A 16,182-nucleotide genomic window follows, 5' to 3' on the forward strand; every position below is an offset into this window, starting at 1 on the left:
AAACTTCGCTGACCGTTCGTGGGTCGCGGCGGCGGCGACCGCCACCGCGACCGACCACCTTCGCAATTGCCCGCAGCTGCGGGCAATGCCTGCAGAGCCGAAATGATGCCTATCCTTGCTGAAGGCGCAGCCGCTCCCACCGTTGCATCACGTGACGTCACCGACGCACGCCACGACGCCTGGTTCCGCTGGCTGCTGACCGCCACCGCGCTGTTCGTGCTGGTCTCGCTGGCCGGTGCCGCGCTGTCGATGCTATGGGGTGGGCGCAGCGTACTGGCCCACGAAGCACTTCGCTTCTTCTATTCCAGCGACTGGAATCCGGTCGAGGACAATTACGGCGCACTGGTACCGATCTACGGCACGATCGTCACCGCGATCATCGCGATGCTGATCGCCGTGCCGGTGAGCTTCGGCATCGCCTTCTTCCTCACCGAGATCGCGCCGCGCTGGATGCGTGGCCCGGTCGGCACGGCCATCGAACTGCTGGCCGGCATTCCCTCGATCATCTACGGCATGTGGGGCTTCTTCGTGCTGATGCCGGTGATGCGCGAACAGACGATTCCCTGGCTGGACGAACACATCGGCCCGCTGCCCGTGATCGGCGCGCTGTTCCGGGGCCCGCCGATCGGCGCAGGCATGCTGACATCCGGCATCGTGCTGTCGATCATGGTGATCCCGTTCATCGCCTCGACCATGCGCGAGGTGTTCCTGACCGTCCCGGCGCGGCTCAAGGAATCCGCCTATGCGCTGGGCGCGACCAAGTGGGAAGTGAGCCGCGACATCGTTCTGCCCTACACGCGCAGCGCGGTGATCGGCGGCATCTTCCTCGGTCTCGGTCGCGCCCTCGGCGAGACGATGGCGGTGGCCTTCGTGATCGGCAACAGCGTCAACTTCACCACCTCGCTGCTGGAGCCGTCCACCACGATTGCCGCGCTGATCGCCAATGACTTCGGCGAGGCGACGGAAACCTACCGCGCCGCGCTGCTGCTGCTCGGCTTCGTGCTGTTCATCGTCACCTTCGTGGTGCTGGCGCTGGCGCGGCTGATGCTGCAACGGCTGGCGCACAAGGAGGGCGGCCGATGAACGTCTCTTCCGCCCGCGCGCACGACCGCGGCGCGTCCGCGCTGTATCGCCGCCGCCGCGTCACGAATGTCCTGGCCATCGCGCTTGCCTGCGCCGCCGCGCTGTTCGGCCTGGCCTTCCTCGGCTGGATCCTGTGGACGCTGCTGTCGCTGGGCCTGTCCCACCTGAGCCTGTCCCTGTTCACCCACGACCAGCCGCCGCCGCTGGAAGCCGGCGGCCTGCGCAACGCCATCGTCGGCTCCTTGCTGATGTGCGGCATGGGCATCCTGATCGGCACGCCGCTGGGCATCGCCGCCGGCACCTGGCTGGCCGAGGTCGGCAACCATCGCAAGCTGGGCACGACCGTGCGCTTCGTCAACGACATCCTGCTGTCGGCGCCGTCCATCGTGCTTGGCCTGTTCGTCTACGCCGCCTTCGTGATGACCACCGGCGGCCGCTTCTCGGCCGTGGCCGGCGCGCTGTCGCTGGCCTTCATCGTGCTGCCGGTGGTGGTGCGCACCACCGACGAGATGCTGCGGCTGGTGCCGGTGCAGATGCGCGAAGCGGCGCTGTCGCTGGGCATCCCGCAGTGGAAAGTGACGGTGCAGGTGCTGTACCGCAGCGCCCTGCCCGGCATCGTCACCGGCGTGCTGCTGGCGCTGGCGCGGATCGCGGGCGAAACCGCACCCTTGCTGTTCACCGCCTTCGGCAACGATTTCTTCAGCCTGAAGATCACCGGCGCGATGAGCGCGGTGCCGCTGGTGATGTACAAGTTCGCCGGCAGCGGCTACGAGAACTGGGAGCACCTGGCCTGGGCCGGCGCGCTGCTGGTCACGCTCTTCGTGCTGGCGGTCAGCCTGCTTGCACGCCTTTTCCTGTTGCGCAAGCGAGCCGCCCATGACTAACGCCGCCCTGGCCAGCTTTCCGCCCGTTCGCGAAAACAACCCGACCCACGTCACCACGCCCCTGTTCCATGACCGGACGCCGTCCATGAACGATGCATCCATCGCCACCACGCCAACCGAACGCCTCGCCGGCGTGCCCGCCCAGCCGCCCATCAAGATGTCGGCGCGTGGCCTCGACTTCTGGTACGACCAGTTCCATGCCGTCAGGCACATCGATCTGGATATTCCGGAGAAACAGGTGACCGCCCTGATCGGCCCGTCCGGGTGCGGGAAATCCACGTTGCTGCGGGTGTTCAACCGCATCTACGCGCTCTACCCGAAACTGCGCGCCGAGGGAGAGGTTCTGCTCGATGGCGAGAACATCCTCGCGCCGTCGTATTCGATGAACCGGTTGCGCAGCAAGGTCGGCATGGTGTTCCAGAAGCCGGTTCCGTTCCCGATGACGATCTACGAAAACGTCGCCTATGGCATCCGCCACCACCAGCGCTTGAACAGGGCGGAAATGGACGTGCGGATCGAACAGGCGTTGCGCCAGGCGGCGCTTTGGGACGAGGTGAAGGACAAGCTGAACCAAAGTGGCCTGGGCCTGTCCGGCGGCCAGCAGCAGCGGCTGTGCATTGCCCGCGCTGTGGCGCTCAAACCCGACGTGCTGCTGCTCGACGAACCGACCTCGGCGCTCGACCCGATCTCCACCAGCCGCATCGAACAGCTGGTGGAGGAACTCAAGAGGGAATTCACCATCATGATCGTCACCCACAACATGCAACAGGCCGCACGGGTATCCGACTACACCGCCTTCATGTTCCTCGGCGATCTGGTCGAACACGGCACGACCACGCAGATCTTCAACAATCCCGGCAAGCGGCAGACCGAGGACTACATCACCGGGAGGTTCGGCTAATGAACGAGCAACACCGGCACATCGTCAAGAGCTACGACGACGAACAGCGCGCCCTGCTCGATGAATTGATTCGCATGGGACGGATGGCGGCCACCCAGCTCGAAGATGCACTGGCCGTGGTCGAGCGCCGCGACGAACCGGCCGCCCGGAAAATCGTGGCCAACGACGAAGCCATCGACGCGCTGGAACGCCAGGTCAACCATGACGTGATCCTCCTGATCCGGCGCGGCCCGATGGCCGGAGACCTGCGCATCATCCTTGCGGCGCTGCGCGTGGCCTCCGACATCGAGCGCATCGGCGACTACGCCGCCAACATAGCCAAACGTTCGCTGGCGCTCAATCAGTCGCATTCGCTGCCGGACACGCGCGGCATCCGGATGCTGGGCAAGCTGGCCGTGCAGCAGGTCCGCGATGTCCTCGACGCCTACGTCTCCCGCAACGGCGAAGCCGCGCTGCGGGTGCGCGCCAACGATGCCGAGCTGGACACGCTCTACACCGGCCTGTTCCGCGAACTCCTGACCTGGATGATGGAAGACCCCCGCGCCATCACGCCCTGCACGCACCTGCTGTTCATGGCCAAGAACCTCGAACGCGTCGGCGACCACGCCACCAACATTGCCGAAAACGTCTGGTTCCTTGTCCACGGCGAGGAGCCGCCGGATCGCGACAAACGCGACGCGACCCACGACATCGCGGAGCCCTGATCAATCGATCCGGCCGACCGCGGTTCACGCCCCCGAAAAACGGTAGCCGGTGCCGCGCACGGTCTGCAGCATCTCGGCCAGACCGTGCGGCTCGAGCAGCTTGCGCAGGCGCCGGATATGCACGTCCACCGTGCGCTCCTCCACGTAGACGCTGCCGCCCCAGACCTGGTCGAGCAGGCGTGCGCGCGAGTAGGCGCGGTCGGAGTGGGTCATGAAGAAATGCAGCAGCCGGTACTCGGTGGGGCCGAGCTTGATTTCGTCATCGCCCGCGAACACGCGATGCGCCAGCCCGTCGATGCGCAGTCTTCCAACCTGGACCGAACCGTCACCGTCATCGGCCTGACTGCGGCGCAGGACAGCGCGGATGCGCGCCACCAGCTCGCGGGTCGAAAACGGCTTGACCACGTAATCGTCCACACCGGCTTCCAGCCCATTGACGCGATCGATTTCCTCGCCACGCGCGGTCAGCATGATGATCGGCACCTCCCCCCCGCCCGGCTCACCGCGCAGGCGGCGGGCCAGGTCCAGTCCGGACAGGCCAGGGAGCATCCAGTCAAGCAGGATCAGATCCGGCGGCGCGTCAGCGATCGCGACCAGGGCCGCACTCGTATCCGCCGCCAGCGTCACCCTGAATTCGGCTTTGCGCAGGGCGAAAGCAACCATCTCGCGAATCGCCGCCTCGTCCTCGACCACCAGGACGTGCTTTTGCATGTTCGGCTCCGTGTCGCTTTCGTGACGGCGGTATTGCAGCAAAGCAAGATGACAGGATGATGACGCCGACCCGGGCGATACTGAACGGGTTCGCGTCGACGTCGATGCCCACCTTGGGCCACCAGCGGCCGGCATGCGAAACTTCGCAATCGGCCCGCAGCATCCGCATCATGCCCTCCGCCTCTCCCGATTCCAGTCAGCACACCCCCCTGATGAAACAGTACTTCGCCGCCAAGGCGGAGCATCCGGACGTGCTGCTGTTCTTCCGGATGGGCGATTTCTACGAGCTGTTCTACGACGATGCGCGCAAGGCGGCGCGGCTGCTCGACATCACCCTGACCCAGCGCGGCAGTTCCGCCGGTCAGCCGATCCCGATGGCGGGTGTGCCGCACCATGCCTACGAGGGCTATCTGGCGCGGCTGGTGGCGCTGGGCGAGTCGGTGGCCATCTGCGAGCAGATCGGCGATTCGGCACTGAGCAAGGGGCTGGTGGAACGCAAGGTGGTGCGCATCGTCACCCCCGGCACCGTCACCGACGAAGCCTTGCTCGATGAGCGCCGCGACGTGCTGCTGCTGGCGATCTCGCGCGGCGGCATGGCATCGAAAGGCAGGGGCTACGGCCTGGCCTGGGCGGATCTGGCCAGCGGTCGCCTGCGCGCCAACGAAGTGGACGGCGACGACGCGCTGGAAGCCGAGCTGGCGCGGCTTGCGCCCGCCGAGACGCTGATTGCCGACGAAGACGGCTGGCCGGCCAACGTGCTGGAAGCGCGCGGCCTGCGCCGACGCCCGCCGTGGCTGTTCGATGCCGATTCCGGCCGCCGCCAGCTGCTGCAATTCTTCGGCTTGCACGATCTGTCCGCCTTCGGCCTGGAAGACAAGCCGCGCGCAATCGCCGCCGCCGGCGCCCTGCTCGGCTACATCGAGGAAACCCAGAAGCAGCGCCTGCCGCATTTGCGCAGCATCGCGCTGGAAACCAGCTTTGATGCCATCGCCATGAACGCGGCCACGCGCCGCCACCTGGAGCTGGATTCGCGCGTGGATGGCGACGCAAAGGCCACCCTGCTCGGCGTGCTGGACTCCACCGTCACGCCGATGGGCGGACGCCTGCTGCGACGCTGGCTGCACCGGCCGCTGCGCGACCGCACGGTCTTGCGCCAACGTCATCACGCCGTGCAGGCCCTGATCGACGCGCATGCCGATGAAGCCCTGCGCAGCGCCTTCCGTGGGCTGGGCGATCTGGAACGCATCCTCTCGCGCGTGGCCCTGCGCAGCGCGCGCCCGCGCGACCTGTCCACCTTGCGCGACGGGCTGGCCCTGTTGCCGCAGGTGCGCGAACTGCTCGCGCCGCTGGATTCGCCGCGTCTTGCCGCGCTGTACGCAGAGCTGGGCGAACACGCTGCCACCGCGCACTACCTGCAAACCGCGATCGTCGCCCAACCGCCCCTGCTCGCCCGCGACGGCGGCGTGATCGCCGAGGGCTTCGATGTCGAACTGGACGAACTGCGCGCGCTTTCGACCAACGCCGATCAGTTCCTGATCGACCTCGAAGCGCGCGAGCGCGAAGCCAGCGGGATCGCCAACCTCAAGGTTGGCTACAACCGCGTCCACGGCTACTACATCGAAATCAGCAAGGGCCAGAGCGACAAGGCGCCGGTGCACTACACCCGCAGGCAGACCCTGACCGGCGCCGAGCGCTACATCACCGAAGAACTCAAGGCGTTCGAGGACAAGGTGCTGTCGGCGCGCGAGCGCTCCCTGGCGCGCGAGAAACTGCTGTACGAGGCCGTCCTCGACGCGCTCAACGCGGAACTGGAAGCGCTGCGCCGCTGCGCGCTGGCGCTGTGCGAACTGGACGTGCTGGCCGGATTTGCCGAACGCGCCCAGCTGCTGGACTGGAATCCGCCCACGCTGCGCGACGAACCTGGCATCGCCATCGAACGCGGTCGCCATCCGGTGGTGGAAGCGCTGCGCGATGCGCCGTTCGAGCCGAACGACCTGATCTTCGATGACACAACACGCATGTACGTCATCACCGGCCCGAACATGGGCGGCAAAAGCACCTTCATGCGCCAGAACGCGCTGATCGTGCTGCTGGCCTGCATCGGCAGCTTCGTGCCGGCGGCACGCGCCGCGATCGGCCCGATCGACCGCATCCTCACCCGCATCGGCGCGGGCGACGACCTCGCCCGCGGGCAATCGACCTTCATGGTCGAAATGAGCGAAACCGCCTACATCCTCCATCACGCCACCGATCAGTCGCTGGTGCTGATGGACGAAATCGGGCGCGGCACCTCCACCTACGACGGCCTGGCGCTGGCCGACGCGGTGGCACGGCAGCTGGCGTCGAGCAACCGCAGCTACACGTTGTTCGCGACCCACTATTTCGAACTGACGGCGCTGGCCGAGCCGGGCAGCGGCATCGCCAACCTGCATCTGGACGCGGTGGAGCACGGCGACGCTCTGGTGTTCATGCATTCGGTGCGCCCGGGGCCGGCCAACCGCAGCTTCGGCCTCCAGGTCGCGGCGCTGGCCGGCCTGCCGAAAGCCGCATTGCAGCAGGCGCGCGCGCGACTGGCCGAACTGGAATCGCACAACCGCGACGCGCCAGTCGCGCCGCTGAGCGCACCCGCGCTGGATGCTCCGCAGCAATTCGGCCTGTTCGCCCCCGCCTCTGCGGTCGCGGACGCGCTGGCGTCCATCGATCCCGATGAGCTGACGCCCCGGCAGGCGCTGGAAGCGTTGTATCGGCTGAAAGCGCTGACGTGAGCGCCATCGTTCTGCTCACCGGCAAGGCCCTGCCCTACACCCGACCCGGCAGCCGCAGCGGGATTGCGAAACAGCCGCGCGCCGACAAGGTCTGGATCAGCCCGCTCGGGCCGGAAGGCGACGAACAGGGCGACCAGCGCGTACACGGCGGACCGGACAAGGCGCTGCACCACTACCCGTTCGAACATTACGCGTCATGGCGCGCGGAACTGGGAGAACTGCCGCTGCTGCAGGCGCCCGGCGGGTTTGGAGAGAACATCAGCACGCGCGGACTGGACGAAGGCAACGTCTGCATTGGCGACCGCTTCACGCTGGGTGGCGCGCTGCTGGAAGTCAGCCAGGGCCGGTTGCCCTGCTGGAAACTCAACGACCGCTTCGGCGTGGCCGACATGGCGCGGCGGGTGCAAGACAGCGGCCGCACCGGCTGGTATTACCGGGTGCTGCGGCCCGGACTGGCGCAGGTCGGCGACGCCCTGGTGCTGCGCGAACGCTCGTATCCCGACTGGCCGCTGCGCCGGCTGGGCGCTCTGCTGTTCCGCCCGGTGCTCGACCCCGCCCTGCTGGAACCCGCGCTGGCACTGCCACTGGTGCCCTCGCACCGGCGCGTGATCGAGCGTCGGCTGGCCAACGGGGCGCTCGAGCACTGGGCCAAGCGGCTCGACGGATCGCCACCCACCTGATCCAGCGACCTTGTCCATGGCCAGCAGCAAGGCGCATGGCGCATTTCCCACAGATCGGCCGCGAGCGTCTATCATCGTCCAGGACTCGCGCCAGGGGACGCGCCCGTGTTTGGATGGTTGACCTCGCTGTTTCGACGTTCCGGTTCCACCCAGCGCGCCGGTTCACCGGCGATTCCCGCCAGCGCAGATCCCGAGCTGCGGGAGATCTTCATCAACGAGCTCGACGACATCGTCAAGGCGGTGCAGACCGCCTTTGCCGCCTGGCGCGAAGATTGGGCCAATCCCGCGCACTGCCGCGCCGTCGTGCGCGGTTTTCACACCCTGAAAGGGGCGGCGCCGGTCGTCGGCGCCACCCTGCTGGCCGAGTTGGGGCTGGCAGCCGAGCAGACCACCAAGCGCGCCGGGCGCAAGCGCAACCCGGACATGAATCAGATCGCCGCGATCGAGGCCGCCGTCGCCCTGCTGCCGCAGTGGGCGCACGCCGCCCGCAACAACCTGCCGATCCCGGAGGCCACCCGCAGCGTGATCGCCACCCTCAAGCGCGCGACCGGCTGAAGCGCTGCCGCCTCAACCCATCGCCTGCAGCAGGTCTTCCCAGAGATCCTCAACGTCCTCCAGGCCCACCGACAGCCGCAGCAGGCCCGGAGTGATGCCGGTCGCCAGCTTCACGTCCTCGGGAACCATGCGATGGGTCAGTCCGGCCGGATGCTGGATCAGCGAATCGATCGAACCCAGGCTGACCGCCGAGGTCATCACTTTCACCTTCGCCATCATCTGTGCGGCGGCATCGTGCCCGCCCTTCATCTCGAACGATATCAGCGAGCCCGGCCCCGACATCTGGGTACCGATCAAGTGGCCGTTCGGTGCGCCCGGCAGGCCGGGGTAATGCACCTTGGCGACCGCTGGGTGGTCGACCAGACGCTGCGCCAGCACCATGGCATTGGCCTGGGCGGCCTCCACCCGCAGTTTCAGGGTCGGCAAGCCACGGTGCAGCAGGTAGGCGGCCAGCGGATGCAGCAATGCGCCGGTCGCCGCGCGCATCGTGCGCAGCGGATGCGCATTTTCCTCGCTGCAGCACACCACCCCGGCGATCACGTCGCCGTGGCCGCCGAGGAACTTGGTGGCGCTGTGCCAGACGTAGGTCGCGCCGAGTTCGATCGGGCGCTGCAGCACGGGCGTTGCAAAGGTGGAGTCCACCGCCACCGGCACCTTGCCCGCGGCAACGACGGCGGCACGGATGTCGATCAGGTTGAGGGTCGGATTGGAGGGGGTTTCGATCATCACCAGCGCGGTGTCCGGCCGCAGATGCGACGCGATCTGGCCGGCGTCGGTGATGAACTCGGCCTGCATACCGCAGATCCCGCTTTCCAGCAGGTGGTCGGAGGTGCCGTACAGCGGGCGCACCACCAGCACGTGCTTGCCGTGCTGGGCGCGATCCATCAGCAGCGCGGTCAGCGCCGCCATGCCCGAGGCGTAGGCCACGCAGGCCTCGGCCCCTTCCAGCAGCGCAATGCCCTTCTCGGCGCGGGCGACGGTCGGGTTGTGCAGCCGCGCGTAGATCGGGTTGGCCGCGGTGGCGGCGCCGCCGATCAGGGCGTCGAAGCAGGCGCTGCCGACGTCGAGATCGGCGATCGGATAGGTGGTCGACAGGTCCAGCGGCGGCGCGTGCACGCACAGAGTGTTGAAGTCCTCGCGTCCGGCGTGGACGGCCTGGGTCTGGAACCGGTGCATGGCGCACTCCTGATCGGCGTGAAACCACTATGCTAGAACGTCGTTCGGCTACAGACCACAGTACCGAATCCTATTTCTTCATGAAGCCCATTCGCCATGCTTGACCGAATCGACTACGCGCTCCTGCGCCTGCTGCGGAAGAATGCGCGGCTGCCCAACAAGGACCTGGCCGCGCGGGTCGGAATCGCGCCGTCCACCGCGCTGGAGCGGGTGCGCCGCCTGCGTGAGGAGAAAGTGCTGCTTGGCTACCACGCAGAGATCGCGCCCAAGGCTCTGGGGATCGGACTGCAGGCGATGGTGGCGGTTCGGCTGGCGCGGCATTCGCGGGCGCTGGTCGATGGTTTCCACCGCCACGTGCTGACCCAGCCCGAGGTGCTGGCCTGCTACCACGTCGCCGGTGCCGACGATTTCCTGGTCCACGTCGGCGTGCGCGACAGCGAGCACCTGCACAACTTCACCCTGACCGCCTTCACCGAGCGCGAAGAAGTGGCGCACATCGAGACCCGGCTGATCTTCGAATTCCAGCGCAACGTGGAGCTGCCTCCCTCGACAGGCGAACGCTGAAACCATCGCCCACGACTTGTTGCACTGGCCAGGCGAGACATTGTTGCGGCACTGTCGCCTTTCTCCACGATTCCGCCCCCAGAAGACCGCAAGCAATCATGACCGATCCCGCCAATCTCGAATTCACCCCCGACCAGATGCAGGCGATGGGCGAGGCCGTCGTCCGCCGCGCCGTGGCGCACCTTGCCGGACTCGCCGACGCACCGTCCTGCGGCGACTATGCCGACATCGAAGCGCTGTGCCGCGCGCTGCGCGAGCCCGAGCCGGCCGAGGGCGGCGAACTGGGCCCGCTGCTGGACGCATTGTTCGACGACTGGATCCCGCGCTCGTTCGGCACGCCCGGGCCCGGCTACCTCGCCTACATCCCCGGCGGCGGCGTCTACCCGGCGGCGCTGGCGGACTTCATCGCCGACACCGCCAACCGCTACACCGGGATCTGGCTGGGGGCGCCGGCGCTGGTGCAGCTGGAGGCCAACGCGCTGGACTGGATGCGTGAATGGATGCAGTTCCCCGCGACGGCGCGCGGCGTGTTCACCACCGGCGGTTCGATGGCGATGTTCAACGCGATCGCCTGCGCGCGCGAAATCAAGCTCGGCACCGACATCCGCCGCGGCACGCTGTATGTCTCCTCGCAGTCGCACCACTCGATCACCAAGGCGGCCAAGCTCGCCGGCATCGCCCACGACCGCGTGCGCACGATCGCTGTGGACGCGCAGTACCGGATGCGGGTGGACGCGCTGCAGGCGGCGATCGCCGCCGATCGCGCCGCCGGCCTTGCGCCGTTCATGGTGTTCTCCACCGCCGGCACCACCAATACCGGCGCGGTCGACCCGATCGACGCGGTGGCCGACCTGTGCGCCCGCGAAGGGCTGTGGCACCACGTCGACGGCGCCTACGGCGCGTTCTTCCACATGGTGCCGGCGCTGCGCCCGCTGCTGGCCGGCCTGCCGCGCGCCGATTCGCTCACCCTGGATCCGCACAAGGGCATGTTCCTGCCCTACGGCACCGGCGCGCTGCTGGTGCGCGACGGCGAGGCGCTGCGCGCGCTGCACTCCTCCGAGGCCGGCTACCTGCCGGACAACCAGAACGAATTCTACGACCCGGCGCAGTACGGCCCGGACCTGTCGCGCGGCTTCCCCGGCCTGCGGGTCTGGCTGGCGCTGAAGCTGCTGGGCGCCAACCGCTACCGCGCCGCGCTTGCGGAAAAGCGCGCACTGGCGCTGTGGGCCGCCGACGCCGTGGCCGGCATCCCCGGCATCGTCATCGACGCCCCGCCGCAGCTGTCGCTGTTCGGCTTCCATCTTGCCCACCCCTCGCTGCCGACGCTGGCGGACGAAAACGCCGCCACCCGCGCGCTGATGCAGCGCGTGACGGCGCGCGGCCGGGTGATGCTGACCGGCGCCCAGGTCGGCGAGCGCTTCCTCGGCCGGGTCTGCGTGCTCAGCTTCCGCACCCGACGCGCGCAGATGGAAGCCTGCGTCGAGGACATTGCGCAGGTCGCCGCCGAAATCCTGGCCGAGGCCGGCGGCTGACGGTTCGCAAACAGAGCGCTCCCGCAACCCGCGTCAGCTCGCGTCGAGATCGCCCAGTGCGCGAATCAACCGACGCGCCCGCTTGTCGGGCCGGGTCTCCGGAGGCTGGTAGCCGGCCCGCTCGGCCGCGCGCAGCGCCCGCGTCTGTTCGCGCGCGGCTTTGGAGTCTTCCGATTCGCGGTACAGGGTTTGGGCCACGCTGGTCGGACCGCGCTGCGATGCCAGCGCCTGCACTTCGACGACGAACCGCTCACCGGCGCGTTCGATCGCCAGCGCATCGCCCGCGGCAACCGGGCGCGCCGGCTTGGCGCGTTGGCCATTCACTTCGATCTTGCCGGTTTCGACGGCCTGCCTGGCCAGCGCGCGGGTCTTGAAGAACCGCGCGGCCCACAGCCACAGGTCGAGCCGGATGCTGGCGGCGGGTTGCGCGGGATTCGGCATCAAGACTCCTGCCCTGCAAACGCAAACGGCCACCCGGAGGTGGCCGTCATGCGATCGCCTGCCGGGCGGATTATTCGCCCGCGGCGTTGTTTGCTTCGGCCTCGGCCTTGGCAGCCGTACGGGCCTTGGCATTGCCGGCCAGGTCTTCCTTGATGCGCGCCTTCTTGCCCTGCAAGCCACGCAGGTAGTACAGCTTGCTGGCGCGCACCGCGCCACGACGCTTGACTTCGATCGAGTCGATCGCGGCGCTGTGGGTCTGGAACACGCGCTCGACGCCGAAGCCGTGGGAAATCTTGCGCACGGTGAAGGCGGAGTTCAGGCCGGCGTTCTTGATGCCGATCACGACGCCCTCATAAGCCTGCACGCGCTCGCGGTTGCCTTCCTTGACCTTGACGTTGACGACGACGGTATCGCCGGGGCCGAAATCGGGCAGCGTGCGCGAAACCTGGGCGGTTTCGAAATTCTGGACGAGGGTGTGGATCGAGGGCTTGTTCATGGGTTCAACCTGCAGATAGTCGTTTGCGTGTCTGGCACGCGCCTGTTGGAAATTGTTGTTGCGCGAGTGCACGTGGACCCGCGTCATGGCATCGGTGAAGCAACTCAGGGCATGGCCCAGCCGCGCATTGTAGCTGTTTTTTCGTGCTCGCGCCGAAAATCGGCGCGAGCACGTCCGGACCTGCGCCGGACGTGCGACTGCTGATCAATGCCAGGATGGACTTGATCAGCATTGCCCTGACCGGCCCGACTCAGGCTTCGCCGCCCCCGCCCGGAGCCGGCCCGGCTTGCAGGGCCTGGAATTCGGCCAGCAGCGCCTTGTCCCGCTTCGACAGCGCGGCCATGTCCAGCAGGTCGGGCCGCCGCTGCCAGGTCCGGCCCAGCGCCTGCATCCGGCGCCAGCGCGCGATTTGCGCATGGTTGCCGGACAGCAGCACCTCCGGCACGGATCCCAGCGGGTGTTCGACCGGCCGGGTGTAGTGCGGACAGTCGAGCAGGCCGTCCTCGCCGAAGCTGTCCTGCTCGGCCGATTGCGCGTCGTTGAGCGCGCCTTCCTGCAACCGCGCCATCGCGTCGATCAGCACCAGCGCCGCCGGCTCGCCGCCCGAGAGCACGTAATCGCCGATGGAGAGTTCCTCATCGACTTCGGCCCGCAGCAGCCGCTCGTCGACGCCTTCGTAGCGGCCGCACAGCAGGATCAACCGCGATTCGGCCGCCAGCGCACGCACCCTGGCCTGATCCAGCCGCCGGCCCTGCGGACTGAGATAGAGGACCTGCGCCGGTCGCGGATCGTCCGCGCGCGCCGCGGCGATCGTCGCCTGCAGCGGTTCGATCAGCATCACCATTCCGGGCCCGCCGCCGAACGGGCGGTCGTCCACGCGCCGGTAGTTTCCTTCGGCATGATCGCGCGGATTCCAGCCGTGGATGTCGATCAGCCCACGCTCGCCCGCCCGCCCGACCACGCCGTGCGCGGCGAGCTGGGTGACGAACTCCGGGAACAGGCTGATGAGGTCGATGCGCATCGCGGATCAGAAATCGGCTTCCCAGTCGACGCGGATCGTGCCGGTATCGAAGTCCACCGCGCGCACGTAGTCGGGCTGGACGAACGGGATCATCCGTTCGCGTTCGCCCTGCGTCACCAGCACGAGGTTGGCGCCGTTGTCGAACAGATGCGAGACCGTGCCGAAATCGACGCCATCCAGATTGACGACCCGCAGGCCTTCCAGATCGACCCAGTAATACTCGCCGGGCGCGGGTGGAGGCAGCGCGGCGCGTGGCACCAGCACTTCGACGCCACGCAGGGCCTCGGCCGCGTCGCGATCCGCGATTCCGGGCAGCGAGGCGATCAGTCCCTTGCTCCCAACGCGGACGCGCGCGCCGGAAACGCTGCGCTCGCAGCCGCGCGGATCGCGCAGGATCCACGGCTGGTAGCGCGCAATCGCGGTTTCCGGTTCGGTGTGGCTTTCGAGCTTGAGTTCGCCACGCACGCCGAACGCACCGTGCAGCCGACCGACGGCAATCAACCGCTGGCCTGCGTCCGGTGCGTTCATGCGCTTTGCCTGCGATTCCGGCGACGGGCCGGAACCTGCGGGAATCAAGCCGCCTTCGCGGCCTGCTTGTAGAGGTCGGCGACCTTGTCGGTCAGCTGGGCACCGCGGTCGAGCCAGAACTTGATCCGCTCACCGTCGAGCTGGACGCGCTGCTCGCCGCCCTGGGCGACCGGGTTGTAGAACCCGACGCGCTCGATGTTGCGACCGTCGCGGGCGCTGCGGCCGTCGGTGACGATGATGTGGTAGAAGGGACGCTTCTTGGCGCCGCCGCGAGCAAGGCGAATCTTGACCATGTTGATGTCATCCAGCGGTCGGGATTGACCGGGTAAGCCGCCGATTATAGCGCAATTTCCGGGTCTGCTGCGCGACGCGACAGCCCCCGGACGGCGAACACCGGCGGATCAGTTGGAATGCGGGCTGACGTAATCCTTGACGGTCGTCCGGAAGGCGATGTTGAACCGGTTCCAGCCGTTGATGGCGATGATGGCCAAGGTCAGGTCGACCAGTTCCTTTTCGCTGAAGTGCCGGCGCGCCTCCTGATAGGTCGCATCGGACACGTCCTGGGCGGTGGCGACGCGGGTGACTTCCTCGGTCCATGCCAGCGCAGCGCGCTCCTTGTCGGTATAGCAGTGGGCATCGCGCCAGGCCGGCAGCAGGTACAGACGCTGCTCCGTCTCGCCCTTGGCGCGGGCGTCCTTGGTGTGCATTTCCAGGCACCAGGCGCAGCCGTTGATCTGCGAGGCGCGTGACTTCACCAGTTCCAGCAGCGCCTCGTCGAGGCCGAAGGTGTGGACGGCGTGTTCAAGCTGGAGCATAGCCTTGAACGCCTCGGGCGAGGCGGTCTGGTAGGCAAGGCGCTGTGACATCGAAGTCTCCGCTATTCAATGGGGTTCAAACAGCGTTTGTACGCCTTCATAGCCGAAGGGCGCGTCAAGGCCGTCGAAACAGCCGCTCTCGCGCAAGGCGGTGGCGGCATCGCGCACCGCCGACAGCGCCAGCGTCGCCAGGCGGGTGGCGGTGCTGACCGGGCCACGCCCAGTCGTCCAAGTTCGGCCAGATCCGGCAGGCCCTTGCGGGCACCGATGTTCACCGGCACCGGAATGGCCGCGCAAAACGCAGCAATGGTGGCGGGATTCGCCAGCGCGATCGGATAGATCCCGTCGGCGCCGGCATCCACGTAGGCGCGCGCGCGGCGGATCGCGTCGTCCAGAAGCGCGTCAGGCGCCGCGCCACCGACGATCCAGCAATCCACGCGGGCATTGATGAAGGCGGGAACGCAGGCCGACTCCGCTGCAGCGCGGGCGGCGGCAACCCGGGCGGCCGCATCGCCGATGTCGCGCAGGTGCGCGTGGGCGATCCCGTCATCGATGTTCAGCCCGACGGCACCGGTGTCGAGCAGGGCGCGCACGCTCTCGCTCACGGCCGTCGGGGTTGCGCCGAAACCGCCTTCGAAATCGACCGTCAGCGGCACGTCGATCACCCGCACCATGCGCCGCACCGCGTCCAGCAGTTCGTTCAGCGGCAGCTGTTCGCCATCGGCATATCCCAGCGACCACGCCACCCCGCCGCTGGTGGTGGCGATGGCATCGAATTCCATCGCCGCGAACAGGGCCGCGCTGCCGGCATCCCAGGCGTTCGGCAACAGCAGCGGCACCGATCCGCGGTGCAGCGCCGCGAAGCGCTCTGCCAGCGCCTGCTGCCGTGCGAGGTCCATCAAGGCCTCAGTGGAACGGCATGCCGCCGCGCCCGCCCATCATCCCGGACAGGCCGCGCATCATGCCCTTCATGCCGCCGCGGCCGAGCTTGCCCATCATCTTTTCCATCTGCTGGTACTGCTTCATCAGCTTGTTGATGTCGGCCGGGGTCAGCCCGGAACCGCGGGCGATGCGCGCGCGCCGCGAGCCGTTGAGCAGGTCTGGGTTGCGGCGTTCCTTCTTCGTCATCGAGTTGATGATGGCGATCATGCGCGGCACTTCCTTGCCGGTCACCTGCTGCTTGACCGACTCGGGAAGCGCGCCAATGCCCGGCAGCTTGTCCATCAGGCCGTGCAGTCCGCCCATGTTCTGCATCTGTTCGAGCTGGTCGCGCATGTCGTTGAGGTCGAACTTCTTGCCCTTGGCGACCTTCTCGGCGAGCTTCTG

Annotated in this window: 18 protein-coding genes and 1 pseudogene; 9 read left to right on the plus strand and 10 right to left on the minus strand. The window is 67.8% G+C overall.

Annotation, left to right across the window (positions count from 1 at the left end; translation table 11 throughout):
• Nucleotides 1–105 precede the first annotated feature (105 nt).
• From pstC to phoU, 4 genes are all read left to right on the plus strand, one after another.
• On the plus strand, nucleotides 106–1,083 hold the full coding sequence (pstC, locus tag Q0X16_RS05575; protein ID WP_297831754.1) for a phosphate ABC transporter permease subunit PstC: 978 nt from the start codon (nucleotides 106–108) through the stop codon (nucleotides 1,081–1,083).
• Nucleotides 1,080–1,967 (plus strand): phosphate ABC transporter permease PstA, encoded by an 888-nt coding sequence (gene pstA, locus Q0X16_RS05580; RefSeq protein WP_297831710.1) that lies wholly within the window; start codon nucleotides 1,080–1,082, stop codon nucleotides 1,965–1,967. The genes pstC and pstA overlap by 4 nt, the downstream gene beginning before the upstream one ends.
• An 85-nt stretch (nucleotides 1,968–2,052) precedes the next feature.
• Nucleotides 2,053–2,868 carry a phosphate ABC transporter ATP-binding protein PstB gene (gene pstB, locus Q0X16_RS05585; protein WP_297831756.1) on the plus strand — a complete coding sequence of 272 codons (816 nt, stop codon included), beginning with the start codon at nucleotides 2,053–2,055 and terminating at the stop codon, nucleotides 2,866–2,868.
• The gene (gene phoU, locus Q0X16_RS05590) at nucleotides 2,868–3,572 is read left to right on the plus strand and encodes a phosphate signaling complex protein PhoU (protein WP_297831711.1); all 705 of its coding nucleotides are present in this window, start codon (nucleotides 2,868–2,870) and stop codon (nucleotides 3,570–3,572) included. The genes pstB and phoU overlap by 1 nt, the downstream gene beginning before the upstream one ends.
• Nucleotides 3,573–3,596: 24 nt before the next feature.
• Here the strand turns inward: phoU and phoB are convergent, their stop codons facing one another.
• Nucleotides 3,597–4,283 (minus strand): phosphate regulon transcriptional regulator PhoB, encoded by a 687-nt coding sequence (gene phoB / locus Q0X16_RS05595; protein WP_297831714.1) that lies wholly within the window; start codon nucleotides 4,281–4,283, stop codon nucleotides 3,597–3,599.
• Nucleotides 4,284–4,453: 170 nt separating this feature from the next.
• On the opposite strand from phoB, the gene mutS reads away from it, so the two are divergent.
• From mutS to Q0X16_RS05610, 3 genes are all read left to right on the plus strand, one after another.
• Nucleotides 4,454–7,048 carry a DNA mismatch repair protein MutS gene (mutS, locus tag Q0X16_RS05600; RefSeq protein WP_297831717.1) on the plus strand — a complete coding sequence of 865 codons (2,595 nt, stop codon included), beginning with the start codon at nucleotides 4,454–4,456 and terminating at the stop codon, nucleotides 7,046–7,048.
• A complete protein-coding gene (locus Q0X16_RS05605) occupies nucleotides 7,045–7,728 on the plus strand; it encodes an MOSC domain-containing protein (protein ID WP_297831720.1) in 684 nt (227 codons plus the stop codon). The genes mutS and Q0X16_RS05605 overlap by 4 nt, the downstream gene beginning before the upstream one ends.
• 105 nt (nucleotides 7,729–7,833) lie before the next feature.
• Complete coding sequence (locus Q0X16_RS05610) at nucleotides 7,834–8,283, plus strand: Hpt domain-containing protein (protein WP_297831722.1); 450 nt, start codon at nucleotides 7,834–7,836, stop codon at nucleotides 8,281–8,283.
• Between the two features lie 12 nt (nucleotides 8,284–8,295).
• Here the strand turns inward: Q0X16_RS05610 and Q0X16_RS05615 are convergent, their stop codons facing one another.
• Nucleotides 8,296–9,459 carry an aminotransferase class I/II-fold pyridoxal phosphate-dependent enzyme gene (locus tag Q0X16_RS05615; protein ID WP_297831724.1) on the minus strand — a complete coding sequence of 388 codons (1,164 nt, stop codon included), beginning with the start codon at nucleotides 9,457–9,459 and terminating at the stop codon, nucleotides 8,296–8,298.
• A 96-nt stretch (nucleotides 9,460–9,555) separates the two neighbouring features.
• Here Q0X16_RS05615 and Q0X16_RS05620 point away from each other — a divergent pair, with 96 nt between their 5' ends.
• On the plus strand, nucleotides 9,556–10,023 hold the full coding sequence (locus Q0X16_RS05620; RefSeq protein ID WP_297831727.1) for an Lrp/AsnC family transcriptional regulator: 468 nt from the start codon (nucleotides 9,556–9,558) through the stop codon (nucleotides 10,021–10,023).
• Nucleotides 10,024–10,121: 98 nt separating this feature from the next.
• Nucleotides 10,122–11,555 carry an aminotransferase class V-fold PLP-dependent enzyme gene (locus tag Q0X16_RS05625; RefSeq protein ID WP_297831729.1) on the plus strand — a complete coding sequence of 478 codons (1,434 nt, stop codon included), beginning with the start codon at nucleotides 10,122–10,124 and terminating at the stop codon, nucleotides 11,553–11,555.
• Nucleotides 11,556–11,588: 33 nt separating this feature from the next.
• Here Q0X16_RS05625 and Q0X16_RS05630 read toward each other — a convergent pair whose 3' ends face one another.
• From Q0X16_RS05630 to Q0X16_RS05665, 8 genes and pseudogenes are all read right to left on the minus strand, one after another.
• Entirely contained in the window at nucleotides 11,589–11,996 is a 408-nt protein-coding gene (locus tag Q0X16_RS05630; protein WP_297831732.1) for a S4 domain-containing protein, read from the minus strand.
• A gap of 70 nt (nucleotides 11,997–12,066) precedes the next feature.
• Nucleotides 12,067–12,492 (minus strand): 50S ribosomal protein L19, encoded by a 426-nt coding sequence (rplS, locus tag Q0X16_RS05635; RefSeq protein ID WP_297831735.1) that lies wholly within the window; start codon nucleotides 12,490–12,492, stop codon nucleotides 12,067–12,069.
• A gap of 250 nt (nucleotides 12,493–12,742) precedes the next feature.
• On the minus strand, nucleotides 12,743–13,513 hold the full coding sequence (gene trmD, locus Q0X16_RS05640) for a tRNA (guanosine(37)-N1)-methyltransferase TrmD (RefSeq protein ID WP_297831738.1): 771 nt from the start codon (nucleotides 13,511–13,513) through the stop codon (nucleotides 12,743–12,745).
• 6 nt (nucleotides 13,514–13,519) lie between these two features.
• Nucleotides 13,520–14,041, minus strand: coding sequence for a ribosome maturation factor RimM (rimM, locus tag Q0X16_RS05645; RefSeq protein ID WP_297831742.1), 522 nt, complete (start codon nucleotides 14,039–14,041; stop codon nucleotides 13,520–13,522).
• A 44-nt stretch (nucleotides 14,042–14,085) separates the two neighbouring features.
• Nucleotides 14,086–14,334 (minus strand): 30S ribosomal protein S16, encoded by a 249-nt coding sequence (gene rpsP, locus Q0X16_RS05650; protein ID WP_297831744.1) that lies wholly within the window; start codon nucleotides 14,332–14,334, stop codon nucleotides 14,086–14,088.
• Nucleotides 14,335–14,442: 108 nt separating this feature from the next.
• Nucleotides 14,443–14,907, minus strand: coding sequence for a carboxymuconolactone decarboxylase family protein (locus Q0X16_RS05655; RefSeq protein ID WP_297831747.1), 465 nt, complete (start codon nucleotides 14,905–14,907; stop codon nucleotides 14,443–14,445).
• An 11-nt stretch (nucleotides 14,908–14,918) separates the two neighbouring features.
• Nucleotides 14,919–15,755, minus strand: a complete 837-nt coding sequence (locus Q0X16_RS05660) for an isocitrate lyase/phosphoenolpyruvate mutase family protein (protein ID WP_297831751.1) — start codon at nucleotides 15,753–15,755, stop codon at nucleotides 14,919–14,921.
• A 7-nt stretch (nucleotides 15,756–15,762) separates the two neighbouring features.
• A pseudogene (locus tag Q0X16_RS05665) lies at nucleotides 15,763–16,182 on the minus strand (signal recognition particle protein); the annotation flags it as partial.

The organism is Thermomonas sp. (assembly GCF_025993755.1).
In the GTDB taxonomy this organism is placed as follows: Bacteria; Pseudomonadota; Gammaproteobacteria; order Xanthomonadales; family Xanthomonadaceae; genus Thermomonas.

Bases quoted from the DNA above. Each gene is read 5' to 3' on its own strand.
- phoB (WP_297831714.1), bottom strand. From the start codon at position 4,283: ATGCAAAAGCACGTCCTGGTGGTCGAGGACGAGGCGGCGATTCGCGAG.
- rimM (WP_297831742.1), bottom strand. From the start codon at position 14,041: ATGAACGCACCGGACGCAGGCCAGCGGTTGATTGCCGTCGGTCGGCTG.
- pstC (WP_297831754.1), top strand. From the start codon at position 106: ATGCCTATCCTTGCTGAAGGCGCAGCCGCTCCCACCGTTGCATCACGT.
- pstB (WP_297831756.1), top strand. From the start codon at position 2,053: ATGAACGATGCATCCATCGCCACCACGCCAACCGAACGCCTCGCCGGC.
- Q0X16_RS05660 (WP_297831751.1), bottom strand. From the start codon at position 15,755: ATGGACCTCGCACGGCAGCAGGCGCTGGCAGAGCGCTTCGCGGCGCTG.
- pstA (WP_297831710.1), top strand. From the start codon at position 1,080: ATGAACGTCTCTTCCGCCCGCGCGCACGACCGCGGCGCGTCCGCGCTG.
- Q0X16_RS05655 (WP_297831747.1), bottom strand. From the start codon at position 14,907: ATGTCACAGCGCCTTGCCTACCAGACCGCCTCGCCCGAGGCGTTCAAG.
- Q0X16_RS05615 (WP_297831724.1), bottom strand. From the start codon at position 9,459: ATGCACCGGTTCCAGACCCAGGCCGTCCACGCCGGACGCGAGGACTTC.
- rpsP (WP_297831744.1), bottom strand. From the start codon at position 14,334: ATGGTCAAGATTCGCCTTGCTCGCGGCGGCGCCAAGAAGCGTCCCTTC.
- mutS (WP_297831717.1), top strand. From the start codon at position 4,454: ATGCCCTCCGCCTCTCCCGATTCCAGTCAGCACACCCCCCTGATGAAA.
- rplS (WP_297831735.1), bottom strand. From the start codon at position 12,492: ATGAACAAGCCCTCGATCCACACCCTCGTCCAGAATTTCGAAACCGCC.
- phoU (WP_297831711.1), top strand. From the start codon at position 2,868: ATGAACGAGCAACACCGGCACATCGTCAAGAGCTACGACGACGAACAG.
- Q0X16_RS05625 (WP_297831729.1), top strand. From the start codon at position 10,122: ATGACCGATCCCGCCAATCTCGAATTCACCCCCGACCAGATGCAGGCG.
- trmD (WP_297831738.1), bottom strand. From the start codon at position 13,513: ATGCGCATCGACCTCATCAGCCTGTTCCCGGAGTTCGTCACCCAGCTC.
- Q0X16_RS05620 (WP_297831727.1), top strand. From the start codon at position 9,556: ATGCTTGACCGAATCGACTACGCGCTCCTGCGCCTGCTGCGGAAGAAT.
- Q0X16_RS05630 (WP_297831732.1), bottom strand. From the start codon at position 11,996: ATGCCGAATCCCGCGCAACCCGCCGCCAGCATCCGGCTCGACCTGTGG.